Source organism: Pseudoalteromonas sp. UBA6610 (genome assembly GCF_002433295.1).
Classification (GTDB): domain Bacteria; phylum Pseudomonadota; class Gammaproteobacteria; order Enterobacterales; family Alteromonadaceae; genus Pseudoalteromonas; species Pseudoalteromonas atlantica.
In genome coordinates, this window is sequence record NZ_DJHW01000133.1 from 16,646 (window position 1) to 34,054 (window position 17,409).

Annotated in this window: 13 protein-coding genes; 7 read left to right on the forward strand and 6 right to left on the reverse strand. The window is 41.3% G+C overall.

Annotated elements, in window-relative coordinates; translation table 11 throughout:
- Nucleotides 1-139 precede the first annotated feature (139 nt).
- From B4F91_RS17275 to B4F91_RS17285, 3 genes are all read left to right on the forward strand, one after another.
- Complete coding sequence (locus B4F91_RS17275) at nucleotides 140-2,602, forward strand: S9 family peptidase (RefSeq protein WP_286937024.1); 2,463 nt, start codon at nucleotides 140-142, stop codon at nucleotides 2,600-2,602.
- A 68-nt stretch (nucleotides 2,603-2,670) separates the two neighbouring features.
- On the forward strand, nucleotides 2,671-3,288 hold the full coding sequence (locus B4F91_RS17280) for a LysE family translocator (RefSeq protein WP_064387054.1): 618 nt from the start codon (nucleotides 2,671-2,673) through the stop codon (nucleotides 3,286-3,288).
- A gap of 76 nt (nucleotides 3,289-3,364) precedes the next feature.
- Nucleotides 3,365-3,856 carry a DUF2798 domain-containing protein gene (locus B4F91_RS17285; RefSeq protein WP_286937025.1) on the forward strand — a complete coding sequence of 164 codons (492 nt, stop codon included), beginning with the start codon at nucleotides 3,365-3,367 and terminating at the stop codon, nucleotides 3,854-3,856.
- Here B4F91_RS17285 and uvrA read toward each other — a convergent pair.
- Complete coding sequence (uvrA, locus tag B4F91_RS17290; RefSeq protein WP_288636104.1) at nucleotides 3,853-6,414, reverse strand: excinuclease ABC subunit UvrA; 2,562 nt, start codon at nucleotides 6,412-6,414, stop codon at nucleotides 3,853-3,855. The two genes, B4F91_RS17285 and uvrA, sit on opposite strands and share 4 nt — an antisense overlap.
- 192 nt (nucleotides 6,415-6,606) lie before the next feature.
- On the opposite strand from uvrA, the gene B4F91_RS17295 reads away from it, so the two are divergent.
- Nucleotides 6,607-7,017, forward strand: a complete 411-nt coding sequence (locus B4F91_RS17295) for a hypothetical protein (RefSeq protein WP_024032740.1) — start codon at nucleotides 6,607-6,609, stop codon at nucleotides 7,015-7,017.
- A gap of 16 nt (nucleotides 7,018-7,033) precedes the next feature.
- Here B4F91_RS17295 and B4F91_RS17300 read toward each other — a convergent pair whose 3' ends face one another.
- From B4F91_RS17300 to B4F91_RS17310, 3 genes are read right to left on the reverse strand one after another with little or no spacing between them, the layout of a single operon-like run.
- Complete coding sequence (locus B4F91_RS17300) at nucleotides 7,034-7,822, reverse strand: LytR/AlgR family response regulator transcription factor (protein WP_288636105.1); 789 nt, start codon at nucleotides 7,820-7,822, stop codon at nucleotides 7,034-7,036.
- Nucleotides 7,819-8,859 (reverse strand): sensor histidine kinase, encoded by a 1,041-nt coding sequence (locus tag B4F91_RS17305; protein ID WP_348689199.1) that lies wholly within the window; start codon nucleotides 8,857-8,859, stop codon nucleotides 7,819-7,821. The genes B4F91_RS17300 and B4F91_RS17305 overlap by 4 nt, the downstream gene beginning before the upstream one ends.
- A gap of 27 nt (nucleotides 8,860-8,886) precedes the next feature.
- Complete coding sequence (locus B4F91_RS17310) at nucleotides 8,887-10,740, reverse strand: CIA30 family protein (protein WP_288636108.1); 1,854 nt, start codon at nucleotides 10,738-10,740, stop codon at nucleotides 8,887-8,889.
- Nucleotides 10,741-11,177: 437 nt separating this feature from the next.
- On the opposite strand from B4F91_RS17310, the gene B4F91_RS17315 reads away from it, so the two are divergent.
- The 3 genes from B4F91_RS17315 to B4F91_RS17325 all read left to right on the forward strand — a co-directional run bounded on the left by B4F91_RS17315 (nucleotide 11,178) and on the right by B4F91_RS17325 (nucleotide 13,051).
- Nucleotides 11,178-12,047 carry a DUF2971 domain-containing protein gene (locus tag B4F91_RS17315; RefSeq protein WP_286936997.1) on the forward strand — a complete coding sequence of 290 codons (870 nt, stop codon included), beginning with the start codon at nucleotides 11,178-11,180 and terminating at the stop codon, nucleotides 12,045-12,047.
- A 114-nt stretch (nucleotides 12,048-12,161) separates the two neighbouring features.
- On the forward strand, nucleotides 12,162-12,707 hold the full coding sequence (locus tag B4F91_RS17320; protein WP_286936995.1) for a hypothetical protein: 546 nt from the start codon (nucleotides 12,162-12,164) through the stop codon (nucleotides 12,705-12,707).
- Nucleotides 12,708-12,817: 110 nt separating this feature from the next.
- Entirely contained in the window at nucleotides 12,818-13,051 is a 234-nt protein-coding gene (locus B4F91_RS17325; protein WP_286936994.1) for a hypothetical protein, read from the forward strand.
- A 184-nt stretch (nucleotides 13,052-13,235) separates the two neighbouring features.
- Here B4F91_RS17325 and B4F91_RS17330 read toward each other — a convergent pair whose 3' ends face one another.
- Nucleotides 13,236-14,819 (reverse strand): tetratricopeptide repeat-containing sulfotransferase family protein, encoded by a 1,584-nt coding sequence (locus tag B4F91_RS17330; RefSeq protein WP_286936992.1) that lies wholly within the window; start codon nucleotides 14,817-14,819, stop codon nucleotides 13,236-13,238.
- Between the two features lie 85 nt (nucleotides 14,820-14,904).
- Nucleotides 14,905-17,322 (reverse strand): TonB-dependent receptor, encoded by a 2,418-nt coding sequence (locus tag B4F91_RS17335; RefSeq protein WP_286936989.1) that lies wholly within the window; start codon nucleotides 17,320-17,322, stop codon nucleotides 14,905-14,907.
- Nucleotides 17,323-17,409: the final 87 nt, after the last annotated feature.

The window sequence follows — 17,409 nt, forward strand, 5'->3', positions numbered from 1 at the left end:
AAATAGCTGCGTAGTGTAGCGTATATAATGCGTTTAAGTCATCTTTTAGCCCTGTAATTTAAAGCTTAATGCTTTATGAACAGAGCAAAACATGTTTATATACCTTTTATAATCTTAAAAATAACAAAAGGATAAAAACATGAACGCATTTAGGCTGTTAGTTGCCTTTATTTGTTGTGTTGTAATAATGCCAAACAGCTATGCTGAGCAAGGTTATCAAACACCTTCGCCTGAGCTAGCCGCTGTGGTAGATGCCAAATTAGCACCCACTAGTTTTTTATCTAGCGATGGCCAATGGCTTGCTTTATTTGAGCGTAAGCGCGTAGAGACGCTTGACGAGCTTGCTAAAGATGAGCTTAAACTTGCGGGTATAAAGCTTAACCCTGCTAACTTTTCACGCTCGCGTGTTAGCGCTAAATACAGCGCGCTTGAGCTTAAGCATGTGCAAAGCGGCACCGTTATTAATATTAATAATTTACCAAACGGTATTATTCGCTCGCCTAAATGGTCATCTAACAGTAAATATTTAGCGTTTGTTGTAGAGCAACAAAACCAAGCAAATTTATGGCTTTACAGTGTAGAGACAAAGCAAGCGAAAATGCTCTCAAATGCAGCGCTTAACTCGGTTATTACCGCTACGCCTTACCAATGGCTACCCGATAGCAGCGCACTGGTTGCAAATTTAGCGGTTAATATAGGTAAACCCGCGTTAAAAAACAGCAGTCAAAATGTAGTGCCTGTAATACAACAAAGTACAGGCGAAAAAGCCCCAGCGCGTACCTATCAAAACTTATTAACCAGCCCGTTTGACGAAGCACAGTTTAAATTTTACGGCCAAGGGCAATTAGCTTACGTAACGCTTGATGGCAATACACAAGCCATTGGCAGCCCTGCATTATTTAAATCGTTTTCGGTATCGCCAGATTCAACCAATATATTAGTTGCTGCGATAAACGAGCCGTTTTCGTATCAAGTACCGTACAGCCGTTTTGCCAGCACTTGGCAAATATGGGGAATGCGCGGTTACGCATTAGCTGAGCTTGTAAAACAACCGCTTGCCGATAACATTCCACAAGGCTATGACAGTGTTCGCACCGGCCGCCGCGATTTTGAATGGCGCGCGGATCAAGGCGCAGAAGTTATTTGGGCCGAAGCGCAAGATGGCGGCGACATGAAAACCGATGTTAAGCACCATGATTATATTTATAGCCTACGCGCGCCGTTTAAACGCGAGCCAAAACTGTTTGCTAAAGTAGAGCGCCGCTATGCTGGTATAGTTTGGGGTAATCAAAATATTGCCATGCTTAGCGACTGGCGCTTTAGCGACCGCCAAGTGCGTACGTATGTTATTCAGCCACGCAATGCAGATAAAAACCGTGTGCTTTTTTCTGAGCGAAGCTATAACGATGCGTATAAAAACCTAGGTAGCTTTATATACGAGCGTAACGATTTAGGCGCCAACGTTATTAAAATTGTTGGCGGGCGTTATATGTATCTGCGCGGTAACGGCGCGTCTGAGCAAGGTAATATTCCGTTTTTAGACCAGTACGATGTAAAAACGAATAGCAGCAAGCGTTTATGGCAATCACAAGCGCCATACTACGAGCGTGTTCGTGCATTGCTTGACGACGAAGGCGAGCGCTTTATAACTGTGCGAGAGTCTAAAACCGAGCAACCTAACTTTTTTATTCGTGATTTAGATAACGATACTCTTACGCAGCTTACTAATTTTGCTCATCCGTACCCTGCATTTAAAGGGGTTACAAAAGAGCAATTACGTTATAAACGCGATGACGGGGTTGAGCTTTCGGGCACGCTTTATTTACCACCAGGTTACGATGTAACCCAAGGCCCGTTACCTGTACTTATGTGGGCGTACCCACTTGAATACAAAGATAAAGCCGTAGCATCACAAGTGCGCGAATCGCCATACGAATTTACTTACATTGGCTATTGGGGCCCTATGCCTTACCTTGCTAAAGGTATTGCCGTATTTGACGACCCTAAAATGCCTATTGTAGGTATTGATGGCAGCGAGCCAAACGATAACTTTAGAAAGCAGCTAGTTTCAAGTGCGAAAGCTGCGGTTGATGTGCTGGTTAAAAAAGGCATTGCCGATAAAAACAACATTGCTATAGCAGGGCACTCGTACGGTGCATTTATGGTGGCAAACCTATTAGCGCATAGCGATTTATTTAAAACCGGTATTGCTCGCAGTGGTGCTTACAACCGTACCTTAACGCCGTTTGGTTTTCAGGGTGAAGAGCGTGATTTTTGGCAAGCACAAAGTGTGTACGCAAACATGTCGCCGTTTTTCCATGCTGAAAAAATTAACGAGCCAATGCTAATGATCCACGGCAAAGAAGATCCTAATTCTGGAACTTTCCCAATGCAAAGTGAGCGCATGTACGCCGCCCTAAAAGGCTTAGGTAAAGACGCTCGCTTAGTAATGCTCCCTTACGAGGCACATGGCTACCGCGCACGTAAAAGCTTATTGCATGTACTGTGGGAACAAGAGCAATGGCTAGATAAGTATTTATTAAGTGATACCGCAAAGCCAGTAGAGGTCATTACTCAGCCAGTGGCAAGTACTGAACAATAGTAGATAATAGGTAACCAATAGCGCGGCTACTTTAGCCGCGTTTTTTGCTTTTAATATAGAGAGAAAAAATGATTGATGTTGCAGCGCTTGCCGTTTTTATTCCTACCTTCTTTTTTGTATCTATCACACCGGGTATGTGTATGACCCTTGCCATGACATTAGGTATGAGCATAGGTGTAAGGCGCACATTATGGATGATGATAGGTGAGCTGTTAGGGGTCGCAAGTGTTGCTATTGCTGCGGTATTAGGTGTTGCAAGCGTAATGCTAAATTACCCTAATGCGTTCGATATTTTAAAATGGGTAGGCGGTGCATACTTAATTTATATAGGTATAAATATGTGGCGCGCAAAAGGTAAAATGTCGATTGATACACAAAAACCGCATGATGTAAGTCGCCAGTCGCTATTTACGCAAGGCTTTGTAACTGCCATTGCTAATCCAAAGGGCTGGGCGTTTATGATCTCTTTACTACCGCCATTTATTAGCGTTGAACACGCACTCGCCCCGCAACTGTTAGTGCTTGTTTTAGTTATTATGATAAGCGAATTTATTTGCATGTTAGCGTACGCCACAGGCGGTAAAAGCCTACGTTTATTTTTAAGCCGTGGTGATAATATAAAATGGATGAACCGAATTGCAGGCAGCCTTATGGTGCTAGTAGGCATATGGCTGGCATTAGGGTAATTAAATAACAGTTGATATTATCAATTAATTTGATATAGTTGATTTTGTCATCTATTTTAAGAGAAATACCTGTTTAATGAATACGCCTACTTTAGTAAATTCTGCGCTCGTAGAGCCTAAAAAAACACCGATCACTTATAAAATAATGGCGATGGTAAGTATTATTGTTTTTGTAGGCGGCAGCTTAACAGGTATTATGACTTACACAAATGTAGGTATGACTGAGCATTTTTATATGGATTGGTTTATCTCGTTTTTAAGTGCGGTGTTGGTTATGGCTCCTGTGGGGTTAGCAATGACAGCCCTTATGAATACCTTGGTGGCTAAGTTATTACCAAAAGCAAGTGAGCTAAAACGCAATTTAGTGATTAGTGTTTTTATGGCGCTTACCATGGAGTCGCTAATGGCGTTTGTAACCGCTACTAACAATATAGGTTTTGCCAATATGCGCTTATTTTATACCGCGTGGGTAGAGGGGTTATTAGCCGCGCTACCCATTGGTTTAACATTAATGCTTGTTATGTCGGTTACCGTAAAACCTAAATTAGAGCGGTTTTTAAAAAGCTAAAGTGCGCTTTTTAAAAACGTTGCCGTGCGGCTATGCTTAGATTGAGCCACATCTTCTGGTTTACCTTGAGCAACAATTAAGCCACCTTCGTCCCCCGCTCCTAGGCCAATATCAATAACCCAATCGCTGTTACTGGCTACTTGCATATCGTGTTCAACCATAATAACGGTGTTGCCCGCATCAACTAAGCCATTTAACTGCGCCATCAACATGGCTACATCTTTTGGGTGTAGGCCGGTGGTTGGTTCATCTAAAATATACAGCGTATCGCCGCGCTGTGCACGTTGCAGCTCTGTGGCAAGCTTTATGCGCTGGGCCTCTCCGCCCGAAAGCTCAGTAGCCGGTTGTCCTAAACGTAAATAGCCAAGGCCTACTTGTAAGAGCGCATTTAGCGCACGTAAAATAGCGGGTTCATCGGCAAAAAATGTATGCGCTGACTCCACCGTTAAATTAAGCACATCGGCAATGGTTTTATCTTTATAGGTAATGTCGAGTGTTTTTTGGTTGTAGCGCTTGGCGTTACACACAGGGCAAGGCGAATACACGCTTGGTAAAAATAACAGCTCCACGCTTACAAAGCCTACGCCTTCGCAGTTGTCGCAGCGGCCTTTTTTCACATTAAACGAAAAACGACCTGCATCGTATTTACGCGCCTTTGCCTCTTTAGTATTGGCAAACAATTTACGTACGTGATCGAACAAACCAGTGTAAGTAGCAAGGTTTGAGCGAGGCGTGCGGCCAATGGCTTTTTGATCAACCGTTATTAGGCGCTTTATATGCTCAAGGCCCTCGGTTATTTTGCCATGGGTTGGTGTTTGGAGTTCTTGATCAAGCAAGTCGGCTTCATCGGTAGGCATTGGCGGCGGCGTTTTTTGTCCTAAAGCATCTTGAATAAGCTCGACTAAGGCTTGGCTTACTAAGCTTGATTTACCTGAGCCAGAAACCCCCGTAACACTTGTAATAACCCCAAGCGGAAATTCGGCACTGATGTTGTGTAAATTGTTACGCTCAATACCACTTAGCTTAAGCCAGGCTGCTGGCGTACGTTGTGTTTGATGATTTGGCTTTGCGTTATTGTTATGTTTAAAAAGATGCTGACTTGTATGTGAGTTGCTCACTTGCTCTAAGCCTTCAACTGGGCCGCTGTAAACAATATTACCGCCATGCGAACCCGCATTTGGCCCTACATCAACCACCCAATCGGCGTGGCGAATTACACTTGTATCATGCTCCACCACAAATACTGAGTTACCAGCCGCTATTAGCTCATCTAGGGCGCTTAAAAGTGCTTGCGTATCGGCTGGGTGTAAACCTGCCGAAGGTTCATCTAGCACGTACACAACACCAAATAATTTTGAGCGAATTTGCGTTGCAAGCCGTAAGCGTTGTAATTCCCCAGCTGATAACGATGGCGTCGTACGCTCAAGCGATAAATACCCTAAACCAAGCTTAGTGAGTGCTTCTACGCGTTTGATAATGTCGCTTGTGATGCGCTTTGCCACAATGGTTTTTTCGGGGGTGGCTGCGTTACTTTTAGCGGGGTTATTGGCAGCAATGCTGAGTTTTTCTGCCAGCTCGCCAAGTGTTAACTGCGAAATTTCGCCTATATCAAGGCCTGCTACTTTAACCGATAACGACTCTTTTTTAAGTTTTTTGCCTTCGCACTGTGGGCATTGTGATATTTGCATATACTGCGACACGCGCTTTTTTGTGCGTGGGCTTTGGGTACTGGCAAATGATTGTAAAACAAAGCGTTTAGCACTTATAAATGTACCCATGTAGCTTGGGCTTTCTTCATTTTTAATAGCCGCTTGGGTTTGCTCAAGCGTGTACTCGGGAAACACGGGCACTGTGGGCGTGTCGTCGGTAAACAAAATCCAATCACGGGCTTTTTTAGGCAGGGTATTCCACGGTTTATTAATATCGTAACCTAACGAGGTAAGAATACGGCTTAGGTTTTTACCTTGCCAAGCTGGCGGCCATGCTGCAATGGCGCGCTCTTTAATTGATTTAGTCGGATCGGGCACTAACAGCTCTTCGGTTACGTTAAATACACGGCCAATACCATGGCACTCTGGGCAGGCACCTTGTGGCGTGTTAGGCGAAAATGCATCTGCATACAGTATACCTTGCCCTTTGGGGTATTCGCCCGCGCGTGAGTAAAGCATTCGCAGCGCGTTAGAAATAGTGGTCACGCTACCCACCGATGAGCGTACCGAGGGTGCTCCACGCTGTTGTTGTAGTGCTACTGCGGGTGGCAGCCCTTCAATCGAATCTACATCGGGCTCATCTACTTGGTCTATTAACCTGCGCGCATAAGGCGATACCGAATCAAGATAACGATGCTGTGATTCGGCAAATAATGTTCCAAAGGCGAGCGATGATTTACCCGAGCCCGATATACCAGTAAAAACAACAAGTGAATTACGGGGCAAGTTTACATCCACATTTTTTAAGTTATGAACACGCGCGCCTCGTACTTGAATGCTGTGCTCAGGGTTTAATAAAGCCGATTGCGCATTACTAAGCTCATGTAACTTTTTAGGTGTGGTTGCCATGTAATTTACTCCTGTTTAATAACCATGTGTTTATTAACGTGCCGCAAAGTATTAATACTAATGGGGTGTCACTGAATGAGCGCTTAGTTAGTTTGCTGAGCGTTTAATAGAGTGTTTACATAATAGGTAAAAACTGCGAGTATAAATTTCAATCAAGCATGCAAAATTCGAGATTTAAAAGGACGTTTAATTGTGGCAAAAATTGTCGTTAGCTTTTTATTTTTATTGGTACTTTGCGCCAATGTGTGTGCAGCGCAAAATAATGTACTAAACGTTGACCGAGCCATACCAAATAGCATGCACTTGTCGTTTCCAAACGATAATAATATAACGCCTAAAAAGTCTGACTTTTCTATTGCAAACTATGTACTTATGAGCAACAAAATAGGAGAGCGTTGGGCGGTTATTACCCTTACTAATTTAGCCTCTGGCAAGCGAGAGCTTAATCAAGAACACGTGTTAGCGCTGTTTGCAGATGGCAGCAGGCTAACACCAAGTGAATTTAAATTAGGCTTTAAAGGCAATCAAACACAGTCGGTAACGGTATCGTTTGCTGAGCATACGTTTCCTATTTTAAGTGTGTATACCAGTAATGATCAGTAACATGTTTTTAGATAAGTTAAATATGTAGCAATTGCTTTAGTTTATCGGCACCGGCTCTGCTGGTGCTTAGTTCAGATTTTATATCATCATTTACAATCACCATTAGCTTGCCGTTAAACCAACGCTGTATTTCTTTAATGTGGTCAACGTTAACCAAATAGCTTCGATGAATTCGTACAAAATTATGTTCTGCTAAAGCAAGTTCGAGCTGATCGAGCGTATCGCTTAAATGATGAAATGTATCGCCATTCCACGCCAAACTATTGCCTTGCTCCGATTTAATAAATTTAATGTCACTTGGGGAGAGTAAAAATATACGTTCACCGTTTTTACTAATGAGCTTATTTATAGTGTTTTTGGTTAATGTAAACGTTTGCTCGTTGGGTTCGTGATTGACTAGCGTATGTGCACGTTGTTGCTCTAGTTGTTGCTGCGCTTTGGCGAGAGCTTTTTTTAATCGAGCAATAGGAAAAGGCTTGAGTAAGTAGTCAGTTGAGGCGTGCTCAAAAGCTTCAATTGCAAATTGGTCATACGCGGTTGTATAAATAATAATGGGCTGGTAGTTAAGTAAATCAATAAGCTCTAAGCCATTAATTTCAGGCATTTGTATATCAAGTAATACCACATCCGGAGTTAGCTCATTAATTAATGATATGGCCTCTTTGCCATTTGTGGCCATACCCACTACTTCAACATGCTCCATTAAACTCAATTGATGGCTTAATTTTTCGCGAGCGGGAAGCTCGTCATCGGCAAATAATACGCGCATTTTAGTTACTGTATTTGGCTGGTTTTTGCTGCTCATAGTGTTAGCTCCAACGTAACCACTGCACCATTATTATTGCTCAGTAGTACCTTACTTTTACCAAGTTGCTTAACGCGTTTTAGTATGTTTTTCATTCCTACACCACTGCCATGGCCGTGTTTTATTACCTCGCTCGACAAACCCTTACCGTTATCGCTAATTTGTATTTTAACGCCGTTAGGTAGCTCACTAAGCGTTATATTAAGTATTAACGACGTTTGTTTGGCGTTATGTTTAATGGCGTTTTCAATAATTGGTTGAATAAGTAGCGGGGGCAGCGATATGTTTTTAAGCGTATTGGGAATGTGGTAATTAACTTTGAGTTTATCGCCAAAGCGGGCTTTTTCAATATTTAGGTACTTTTCTATTATTGTAAGCTCTTGCTGTAAAGGTATTTGTTGTTGCTCTGCCGTGTCGAGGGAGTACCTTAAAATATCAGCCAGTTCATGCAGTACTTCATCGGCTAAATCAGGGTTTGTATGAATATAAGCCGAAATTGTATTTAAGCTATTAAACATAAAATGTGGGTTTAGTTGGTAGCGCAATGTAGCAAGTTGGGCTTGTTTAAGCGCGTGTTTTTCGGCTGTTGCGCGTTTTTTGTTTTCAATAAAAATACTGGTAAAGTAAATACACGAGCCCCAAAGTAAGCCGTTAAAAACAACAAACACCCCCATCGATTTGTGCCCATCAAAAAGCTGTGTGAGTACTGTATCGGTAAGCACATTACCAAGTGCCATAAATACAACGACAATTAACCATTCAAACGCTATTTTGTTAATGTGTTTATTGCGCAGATAAAAAATAACCGCTGCCGCACTCCAAACAGGAACCCAGTAAAAAGTAACAAACCACACGGTAGCAGCGAGTGCACTACCCGCAGTAAAGGGCGCAGAGTTAGCAATTATAAGCCCAAGGGCATAAGCAATATCTACAACAAGTAAAATAAAAAAGCTGTATTTATAAAAAGGATGTTTGAGCATAATAGGTGCTTCTTTTTGTAATTGATTAAACCATAACAAAAAACAGTCAAAACCCAAAGAGTTTGTGTTTTGACTGCTACTCTTTTAAAAGTAAGTTAGCTCCTTGATTTGTAGTGTGTTTTTTAATGGTTCATTGCTTGCGCCTGGCATTTTACGCCACATTAGGTTTACTCCAGTTAATTGAGTGGCCGACCACGTAACGGGGCTACCAAAGCCAAATTGTTTAAATGTAGTGAAAGGAATATCAAGCGTTGTCCACTCATCGCGCGGTTTTAAAAGTACACTAAAGTGATCCCAATCTTTTACATCATTATGATAAACAGACAAGGCAAAAGGCGTACTTGAACCTTTATATGTTAGTCGAATACCTTTAAATGCAGAGGCATCAGCCGGCGATGTAAATTTTATTTCAGCGCCTGCCCATGCGCCAAAGCTGGTTGGCTTTGTAATGGTTGTATCAATAGTTAAGCTGTTTTTATTTGTGGTAAGTGTTGCCACAGACTGACCACCCATTACCGAGTCGCTCAAGGCCTGCCATGGTGTATCACCGGCAAAATCATCAATAACATGTTGCGCTTGGCTGCTTTTAACTTCTTCATTACAAGCGGGGCCTTGGGGCTTTATGGCTTTGTTTTGAGCAATTAAGGCTGGGCGGTCTACTTGTATACCTGATTTGTAAACCTCTGATATGGTGTGAATGTGGTTTATATCATCAAGCGGGTTTTGCTTAAGCATTACAAAGCTTGCCTCAAAGCCATTAGCCAGCTTGCCAATGCTCTCGGCTTTATTAATCGCTTTTGCGCCGTTAACAGTGGCTGCATTAATTATTTCACCATTTGTTAAGCCTGCTTTTTTAAGGGCATCTAGCTCGTTGTGTAACCCAGTACCGTGCAGCGTGTAAGGGTTTCCGGCATCAGAGCCTGTACCAATAGTTATATTAGCTTTATGTAGCTTTTGTATATTTCCATAAGCGGTTTTACGCTCCACCCACGCGTGCTCTTTCCATTTTGAAGGTGCAGGCACGTTTTCAAACAAACACCCTTGAAGCTTTTCGGGAATGGTTTTTAGTAACTCGCTTTGTGAGCTAATAGTATGGTTATGCTTTTCATCGCTATGGTTATGATACACCGCAAGGGTAGGAATATAGGTTACATTATGTTGTTTCATTAGCGTAATAAATTCATCGTCAATCGCTTCGCTATTAATACCGTGGGCTAGAGCCGTTGCACCGGCTTTAATAGCGCGTTTAGCATCGTTTAGTGTAGAAACATGCACAAAATACGGTAAATTAGCCGCTTTAGAGCGTTTACCTAGCTCGCTTAATTGGCTATCAGTTAACGATTTACCCACACCGCCAAAGGTTTCAATAACCGCTTTAGTTACATGTGGATTAGTGCTTATATGTTTTTGCCATAGTGCTGCTATGTCTTCATCTTTTGCAATTTCGTATGCGTGACCGCCAAACTGCGTGCCATGCCCGCCAGGGTTAGTAAACAATGTACCTGCATAAAAAAGGTTAGGGGTTAGTTGGGCTTCTTTTAATTGAGCGGCTTCGTTTAGGGTTTGCTCAAACGAAAACAAATCAACAATGTTTGTTACGCCTAAATACAAATTAGAATTAAAGTGCGATTGAACCGGCAAATACTGAAACTCAGTAAAGTTACTGCCCGATGAACCCAAATGTACATGTAAATCAATTAAGCCAGGTATTGCATATTGGTTGTTGGCGTTAATAGTTTTATCGGCGTTTTGTCGTTGGTCAGTCGCTTTAGTAATGCTTACTATTTTACCATCATCAATATACAGCGAACTCGGCGCAGAAAAGCTTTGCGAACTGCTTTGGTATAAACGAATGTTATCGACCCGCAGGTCAATGGCGTGCGCACTAAAGTGGCTTGCTAAACTCAGTGCTATAACTGTTTTTGTAATAATGTTCATGACTATATTCCTTATCAATAAATAGGTATTTGGCGTTTTGTTGATAAGGAATTTAGCGAGTTTTTTAACCAGCTTCATTAATGTTTATCTGAATCGACATTATTTGCAGTTGAACCGACACAAAAGTAAATAAGCGTTGTGGTGGGGTGCTCAAGCTAACTAAATTAAGTTTTTAAAGGGCCGCTAAGAGCGAGAAGCGGTCATTGGAAAAGTTAAATTTATTCTAGTGCTTTGAGTAGAAATCTAATTTTGTCCAATAACATTATTAACCGCCTTTCTGAGACAAATTGACATGCTTGATTCCTAGCTGTTTTAATTACATGTTTACAAAGGGAATTATTGGTGAAATTATCAGAGTATGTAATATACGCCATTTTGGTGTGTTATAAACTACCAAAACGGTGTTCAATAAGTTGTTAGCTTTACAAGGAGTACAGATGCTTTATCACTATACGAGTCTTGATGGACTAATTGGAATTATCAATGGTAATAGTCTTTGGGCTAGTCACTGTAAATACTTGAATGACTCTACTGAATATATTCATGCTCTAAATGCTCCAATTTTATTGTCTAATGAGATTTATATAGATGATGATTATTTATCACCATTCGGATTTTCTATGCGTAAAGCTTTAGATGAGATGAAACATAATGATGTTTATGTTTCATCGTTCAGCGAAAAACCTGATTTATTAAGTCAGTGGAGAGGTTATTGCCCACCAGGAAGAGGCGTATGTATTGGGTTTAAAAGTGAAATTTTAGAGAAGTTTTGTATAGAGAATGGCTTGAATTTGAATAAGTGTATATACAATAGGGAAGAGCAGTTTCAAAAGATGAGCGCGTTGATTAAACAATGCCAAGCTGAATTTCCTAAGCCTTATGTTAGTAGACAAGATTATGATGCTTTTGATAGCAAAGGCAGAGTAGAACATGAGTTAAATTATAAACAATATGTCACAGAAGGTGATGGAAGAAAACAAGCAGATACAGCTTTAAATAATTTGTGTAATTCAATAAACAAGTTAGCCCCATTGTTTAAAGACGCTGGCTTTCATGAAGAATCTGAATGGAGAATTACCGCTGAAAACCCTGCCTGTTCAATCAATTTTCGAGCAGGAATTAGTCATTTGGTTCCATACATTACATTATCTATTTTAAGTTTCTCTAAAGATGCTATTGGTGAAGTTATTGTTGGTCCTAACGCAAGTTCACATAATTGCGCTAGTTCAGTGTCTATGTTGCTCAAATCAGCTGATTTCAATGATGTTAATGTAAGAACATCAAAAATCCCATTTAAGAGTTGGTAAAGTGAATAAAACCTTAAAGTTGGATCCGTAATAGTTTGCTCGGTTCCACTTCGTTTCACATTTTAGCATACTGTTACTCACCGCTTAAGGCGGCATTAGTTTACTGAGGAAATTATGGAACACTTTGTAGAATTGATTAAAGCTTTAGCATGGCCTTCCGCTGTAATTTGGATTTCTTATATTTTTAGATCTGAAGTCCGCCAACTATTAGGGCGAGTTTCATCTTTTAAATATAAAGATGTGGAAGCCAGCTTTGGGAAAAGCCTAAGTGAAGCTGAGAAAAGTGCAGAAAGTATCAAAAAGCCTAAAGTTGAAGTGTCGGATGCTGACTTAAGCCAGAAAGAGCAATTGCTTCGTATTGCAGATGTTTCACCAAGAGCGGCAGTTGTCGAAGCATGGACACTTATAGAAACTGCTGCAATGAAAAACAGTCTAACATCTGGCGCTGCGCTTAAAAGAACTAATCCGAAAATGATTCTAGATAATTTATCTGCATCAGGTAAGTTTTCACCTGAAAGCATTGAGCTAATTAATCAACTAAGACAAATACGTAATAAAGCTAGCCACTTACCAGATTTTGCTATTTCTCAATCAGAAGCCGAGCGCTATTTGGATTTAGCGGTGAAAAGTGCTGCTGTTATTGGTGCAACCGTAAGCTAAGAAGAATTTAAAATCGGACAAAAACAGTGGGCTATGTTTCGTTCCTCAGTAATTTTTAGCCCATTATTTTTGTCCGCTTAAGCTGGGCGTAATATTTACAAAGAGGTTTGATGCAGTTTTTCAACATTAGTCGTTTAAATACAGACTTTGGGAGCTTTCGCATATCAGGTTATTGGTGTTCAGAAAAACCTGAAATTGAAAATATCAACATTAAATCCATCGAAGTTATGGGAACTGATGGTTGGGTTTTGCTCAATAAAACTAGCGTAAGCAATTCTCAATTAATTGATAGTTTACTGCCACTATTTTTGTCACATTTGCTTTCAAAAGACAGTGCTGTTTAAACGTAAATATAACAAGAGTCTAAGGTTACTAACGTCCGCTTATGGCACTCTCCAGTCACTCGACAACATAAAAAATTGATAATAATTGGCAAGGTATTTTACTGTGTCGGATGGCGCTTCGCTTATCCGACCTACACTTACACAAGTCACTTATTTGGATTCTGCCCTGCTCAAAATAAAACGCTCATTCAACACTAATACCTTGGCTTAAAAGGTACTCCACTGCTGCATTAGTATGGGGCTTAAACGCCTTCCAACGCCCAATTGCTTTGTTGTTAAGTGGTTGGCGTACTTGTACTTTACTAGCCGTAGAGACCGGCGCGGTGTTTAAGTGAAAGTCTATACACTGTGCTTGCCACTCTAAATTACAAAAGCTGACTAACTCTTTAATTTGCTGCTCGGGCTGGGCGACTAGTTCTTCGTATTTTACTAATTTTATATTGCTATGCAGGGCGCTAAAGTGCTGCATGAGTTTGTAAAAGCGGCTATAAAATTTGGCGGTGTCGAGTAAATCGAGCGAGTATGCGTAGTAGGGGTTATTAATGGTAAATAGCTGGCGGTAGTTACCAATGCAGGTGTCCATTGGGTCGCGCAGCATACAAATAATTTTAGCGTTTGGTAGGGCTTTGGTTATTAAGTCGATATAAAAAAAGTTAAACGGGAGTTTATCTATAAAGTGCTTATGGCTGCCGGTGGTTACGCGAGTGGAGTTTAAATACGTTGTCCCAAGCTGATTAAAATCAAGCTCGTAAGCTTTAGTGAGTGTTTGAGTATCGAGTACATGCGGTGTTTGAGTTTGGCTTAATTTTTTAACGCTTAGGCCAAAGTCTTGTAATTCACCGGCTGATTGTACATCGCTGTGGCTCGATAAAATACGCTCAACCAATGTGGTGCCAGAGCGGGGCATACCTAATACAAAAATAGGCTCTTGCGTTGGGTTGCCGTGTGTTAGCGCGTGTTTATTCTGCTCACTTAAATGTTTAATGTGTGCAAATAATGCGGCTGAGCTTTTATGATCAAAAGGCTGCATAGCGCGTTTAGTGGCTTTTCCTTGCTCTAGGCTGTTAAATGCATCATCAAACTTGCCTATGTCTTGGTACTCTTTTGCAAGTGCGTGGCCAATGTGTAATTTTGCATCGGGGTGTGTTACTTGCTTAAACACGTTTTTTAAGCGCGCTATATGATTATTTTGTTGTGTGGCTTTGGTTAAGTCGCTTAATGCGAAATGGCTTGCATGGTGAAGTGGGTTTAGCGCAATGGCGCTTTCAAAGGCATTTTTGGCTTGTTCAAATTGGCCTAAAAATTTAGCGCTTACCCCTAAATTATAATAAAACTGTGGTTGCTGTTTATTTGCATGGTTAGCCAGTTCAATAGCGCAGTTAAAGTAGTTTAGTGCCTCTTTGTGCAGGCCTGCTTGTGTAAGCGCTACACCTAGGGTGTCTGCATCAAGACTCTTTTTTATTTGCTCAACGGGTATCGCTAAAGCGGTGTTTTTGGCTTTGGTAAGCTCACCTGTTAATGCGTAACACTTTGCAAGCTGCGCGCTGTATTCAATGCTTTTACCAAGGCTAAGGGCTTTTTCTATTAGCTTTATGGCTTTGTGAATTTGCCCTACGCGTAAATTAACCATGGCCAGTAAAAAGTAGCCATCAGCAAAGTCATTTTTTTGCGTTACTAATTCAACGAGGGCTTTATGGGCACGTTGTATATTACCTTGGTTTAAATACTCAATGGCGCTTTGATGAAGGTGCTTTAAGTTTGGCTGCATGATGTTTGTTTTATTTATGTGTTAATAAAGAAAAAAGGCTCAAATAAATTTGAGCCTTATAACATTGTTTAAAAGTGACTATAAATTATATTTCAAATTTGTAGTTAAATTTAACGCCTACCGTAAGTGGGCGATTTATATAGTGGCCGTAGTTACGTTGTATGTCGGCACCGTTTGCAGTTGTTATATCGGCATCTGAGCGACGTACTGATGTAACGGCGTATTTATTAAATACGTTATCAATGTATAAAGTAGTAGACCACTCATCAGCCGTTAGCTTAGCAGAAATATTACTTAAGCTGTAACCTGGCAGGGTTTCGCCATTGTCATGCAAACCTACTTTTGAAATTACATCACTTTGTGCGGTTAAACCGTAGTTAATATCAAGGGTTTTGTCGTTAAACACATCTGTTTGATAGTTTACACCCATTGAGAACTGATGCTCTGGCGAGCCCGGTAAGCGGTCGCCGTCTTCTGCGCCATCGGTGCCATCAGCATTAAATAAAAATGGGGCGTCTGAGGTTAGCTCTGCTTTAGTGTATGCGTATGTTGCGTACACGGTAAACGAGTCAGATAAAATAGCACGGGTAGATAGCTCAATACCTTTTGCGTTGGCAGAGCCTGCGTTAGATAAGTACGGTAATTGGCCTACATCTGTTGCGCCTGCAATTTGCGCATCTTCCCAATCTACATTAAATAAAGCGGCGTTAAAGTGTAATTGGCTTCTAAACCAGGTGCTTTTAAGGCCTAGCTCGTAGTTTGTTGTGGTATCTGCATCAAAAAGCCTTTCGTCAGCGTTACCACACCCTGTTTGCTGGTTTTCAGGGATAGGATCAGGGCAAACAGCTAGAAGGTTGGAACCGCCAATTCTAAAGCCTTCACTTACTGTTACATAACCCATTACTGAATTAGTAAACTGGTATTTAGCATTAAATTTGAATAAGTTACCGTTATCGCCTGCTTCGTCTTTTTCGTAAGCAACGGTGATTGCATCAGGGTCTGCATCGCCATAAAGTGTATTTGCAAGCGGGAAGTCAAATGCTGCTTGCGCCTCTACATCGTATTCGTAAAAACGTGCGCCAATGGTAATATCTAATTTTTCGGTAACTTGGTAGCCAACTTCGCCGAATAGCGCAGACTCAGTGACCTTACTTTTTGTAAGCTCTAAGTATTCTAATGAGTCAGGTCTTAGCTGAGCGCCACCAAAGTTATCGATAGCGAATTGGTCAAACCCAGGCGTAAACTCTCTACTTGATGCTTCGGTTTCTATTTTGTTGTAAAACGCGCCTACAATCCAATTTAGGTCGCTGTCGCTTTGCGATACTAAACGAAGCTCTTGCGTGAAGGTATCTTCTTCGTCAATTTCACGTGTGTATGATGAAAACGCTGGGAACTCTTCATAACCGTAATCTAGGCGGATAAGTAAATCGGTTTGGTCACGTTGGCCGTCGGCATCAAAGCTTGAAATACCGGTTGCCGATACAAGCTCTGCAAAACCTAGGTCGGCTTTTAGCTCAAGGCTTAGTAGTTGATCTTCTTTTTCGCGCGGCTCTTCATAACGATAAGCCGACTCGTATTTACCTACAATATCGCTTAAACCGTTATCATCGTTTAGGCTGTTGTAATGAACAATTGAACGGCCTTCGCTGTCTTGGTTTTGGTAAAAGTAATTAAGTGTCCCTTCAAATGTTTCGCTTGGTTTCCAACGTACAGAAATACGGCCTGTGGTAGTTGTTTCGCCGTTAGCATCTTCAACATTTTTAATATTGTTGTTTACTTCGTCGGCGTTGATCCAATCAGGATCCGGTAGCGATACACCTGGCTCACGCACTGTGTAAGCATAATCAATAAAGCCTGGGTCTTCGTATACGTTCAAGCTGGCACGTACTGCAAGTTTATCCTCAATAAGTGGCAGGTTTACTATAAAGCCGCCTTCGCCGCCTAACGAGTCACTTTCTTGGGTTTGAAACATATCGCCAAATATTTCTACCGTTGTAAAATCAAGCTCTGGCTCTTTAAGCATGTAACGAATTGCGCCGCCTAAAGTACCAGCACCATATAATGTGCCTTGTGGCCCAATAAGTACTTCTACACGCTCTATGTCAACTAAACGCATATCAACTGACACTGGAATTTCGTTAACGTATGTGGCTACGGTGCCGCCGTCTGATGATGGACCCGACGAGTTAGTGTTTAAACCACGAACTATAATTGGTGAGCCTGAGCGACCACCTTGATCGGTAATTGTTAAACCAGGTACCCAACGCGCTACATCGGCTAGTTCGCCAATGTTTTGATCTTTCATTACATCGGCATCAAGTGCGGTAATGTTTAGCGGTGCATTTTGTACAGATCCGCTGCGTCTTGTTGCTGTAACTTCGATTACTTCGAGTGATTTGTTTTTAGCGGTGGTTTCTTGTTGTGCCACAGCCGAGTTAGAAAATAAAAATGCGCCAGATACAGCGCTCGAAATAGCCAAGGTTAGCAAGCTTGGTTTAAACATAAAAAGTGATCCCCAGATTCAAAATTTAACACCAGTTAATATAAGTTAATCAGTTTATCAGGGAGTTAAAGTGGTGGGAATATTAAA

What these genes read in the sequence shown, in the direction of transcription:
- B4F91_RS17275 (WP_286937024.1), top strand. Translation starts at nt 140, where the DNA reads ATGAACGCATTTAGGCTGTTAGTTGCCTTTATTTGTTGTGTTGTAATA.
- B4F91_RS17280 (WP_064387054.1), top strand. Translation starts at nt 2,671, where the DNA reads ATGATTGATGTTGCAGCGCTTGCCGTTTTTATTCCTACCTTCTTTTTT.
- B4F91_RS17285 (WP_286937025.1), top strand. Translation starts at nt 3,365, where the DNA reads ATGAATACGCCTACTTTAGTAAATTCTGCGCTCGTAGAGCCTAAAAAA.
- uvrA (WP_288636104.1), bottom strand. Translation starts at nt 6,414, where the DNA reads ATGGCAACCACACCTAAAAAGTTACATGAGCTTAGTAATGCGCAATCG.
- B4F91_RS17300 (WP_288636105.1), bottom strand. Translation starts at nt 7,822, where the DNA reads ATGAGCAGCAAAAACCAGCCAAATACAGTAACTAAAATGCGCGTATTA.
- B4F91_RS17310 (WP_288636108.1), bottom strand. Translation starts at nt 10,740, where the DNA reads ATGAACATTATTACAAAAACAGTTATAGCACTGAGTTTAGCAAGCCAC.
- B4F91_RS17315 (WP_286936997.1), top strand. Translation starts at nt 11,178, where the DNA reads ATGCTTTATCACTATACGAGTCTTGATGGACTAATTGGAATTATCAAT.
- B4F91_RS17320 (WP_286936995.1), top strand. Translation starts at nt 12,162, where the DNA reads ATGGAACACTTTGTAGAATTGATTAAAGCTTTAGCATGGCCTTCCGCT.
- B4F91_RS17325 (WP_286936994.1), top strand. Translation starts at nt 12,818, where the DNA reads ATGCAGTTTTTCAACATTAGTCGTTTAAATACAGACTTTGGGAGCTTT.
- B4F91_RS17330 (WP_286936992.1), bottom strand. Translation starts at nt 14,819, where the DNA reads ATGCAGCCAAACTTAAAGCACCTTCATCAAAGCGCCATTGAGTATTTA.
- B4F91_RS17335 (WP_286936989.1), bottom strand. Translation starts at nt 17,322, where the DNA reads ATGTTTAAACCAAGCTTGCTAACCTTGGCTATTTCGAGCGCTGTATCT.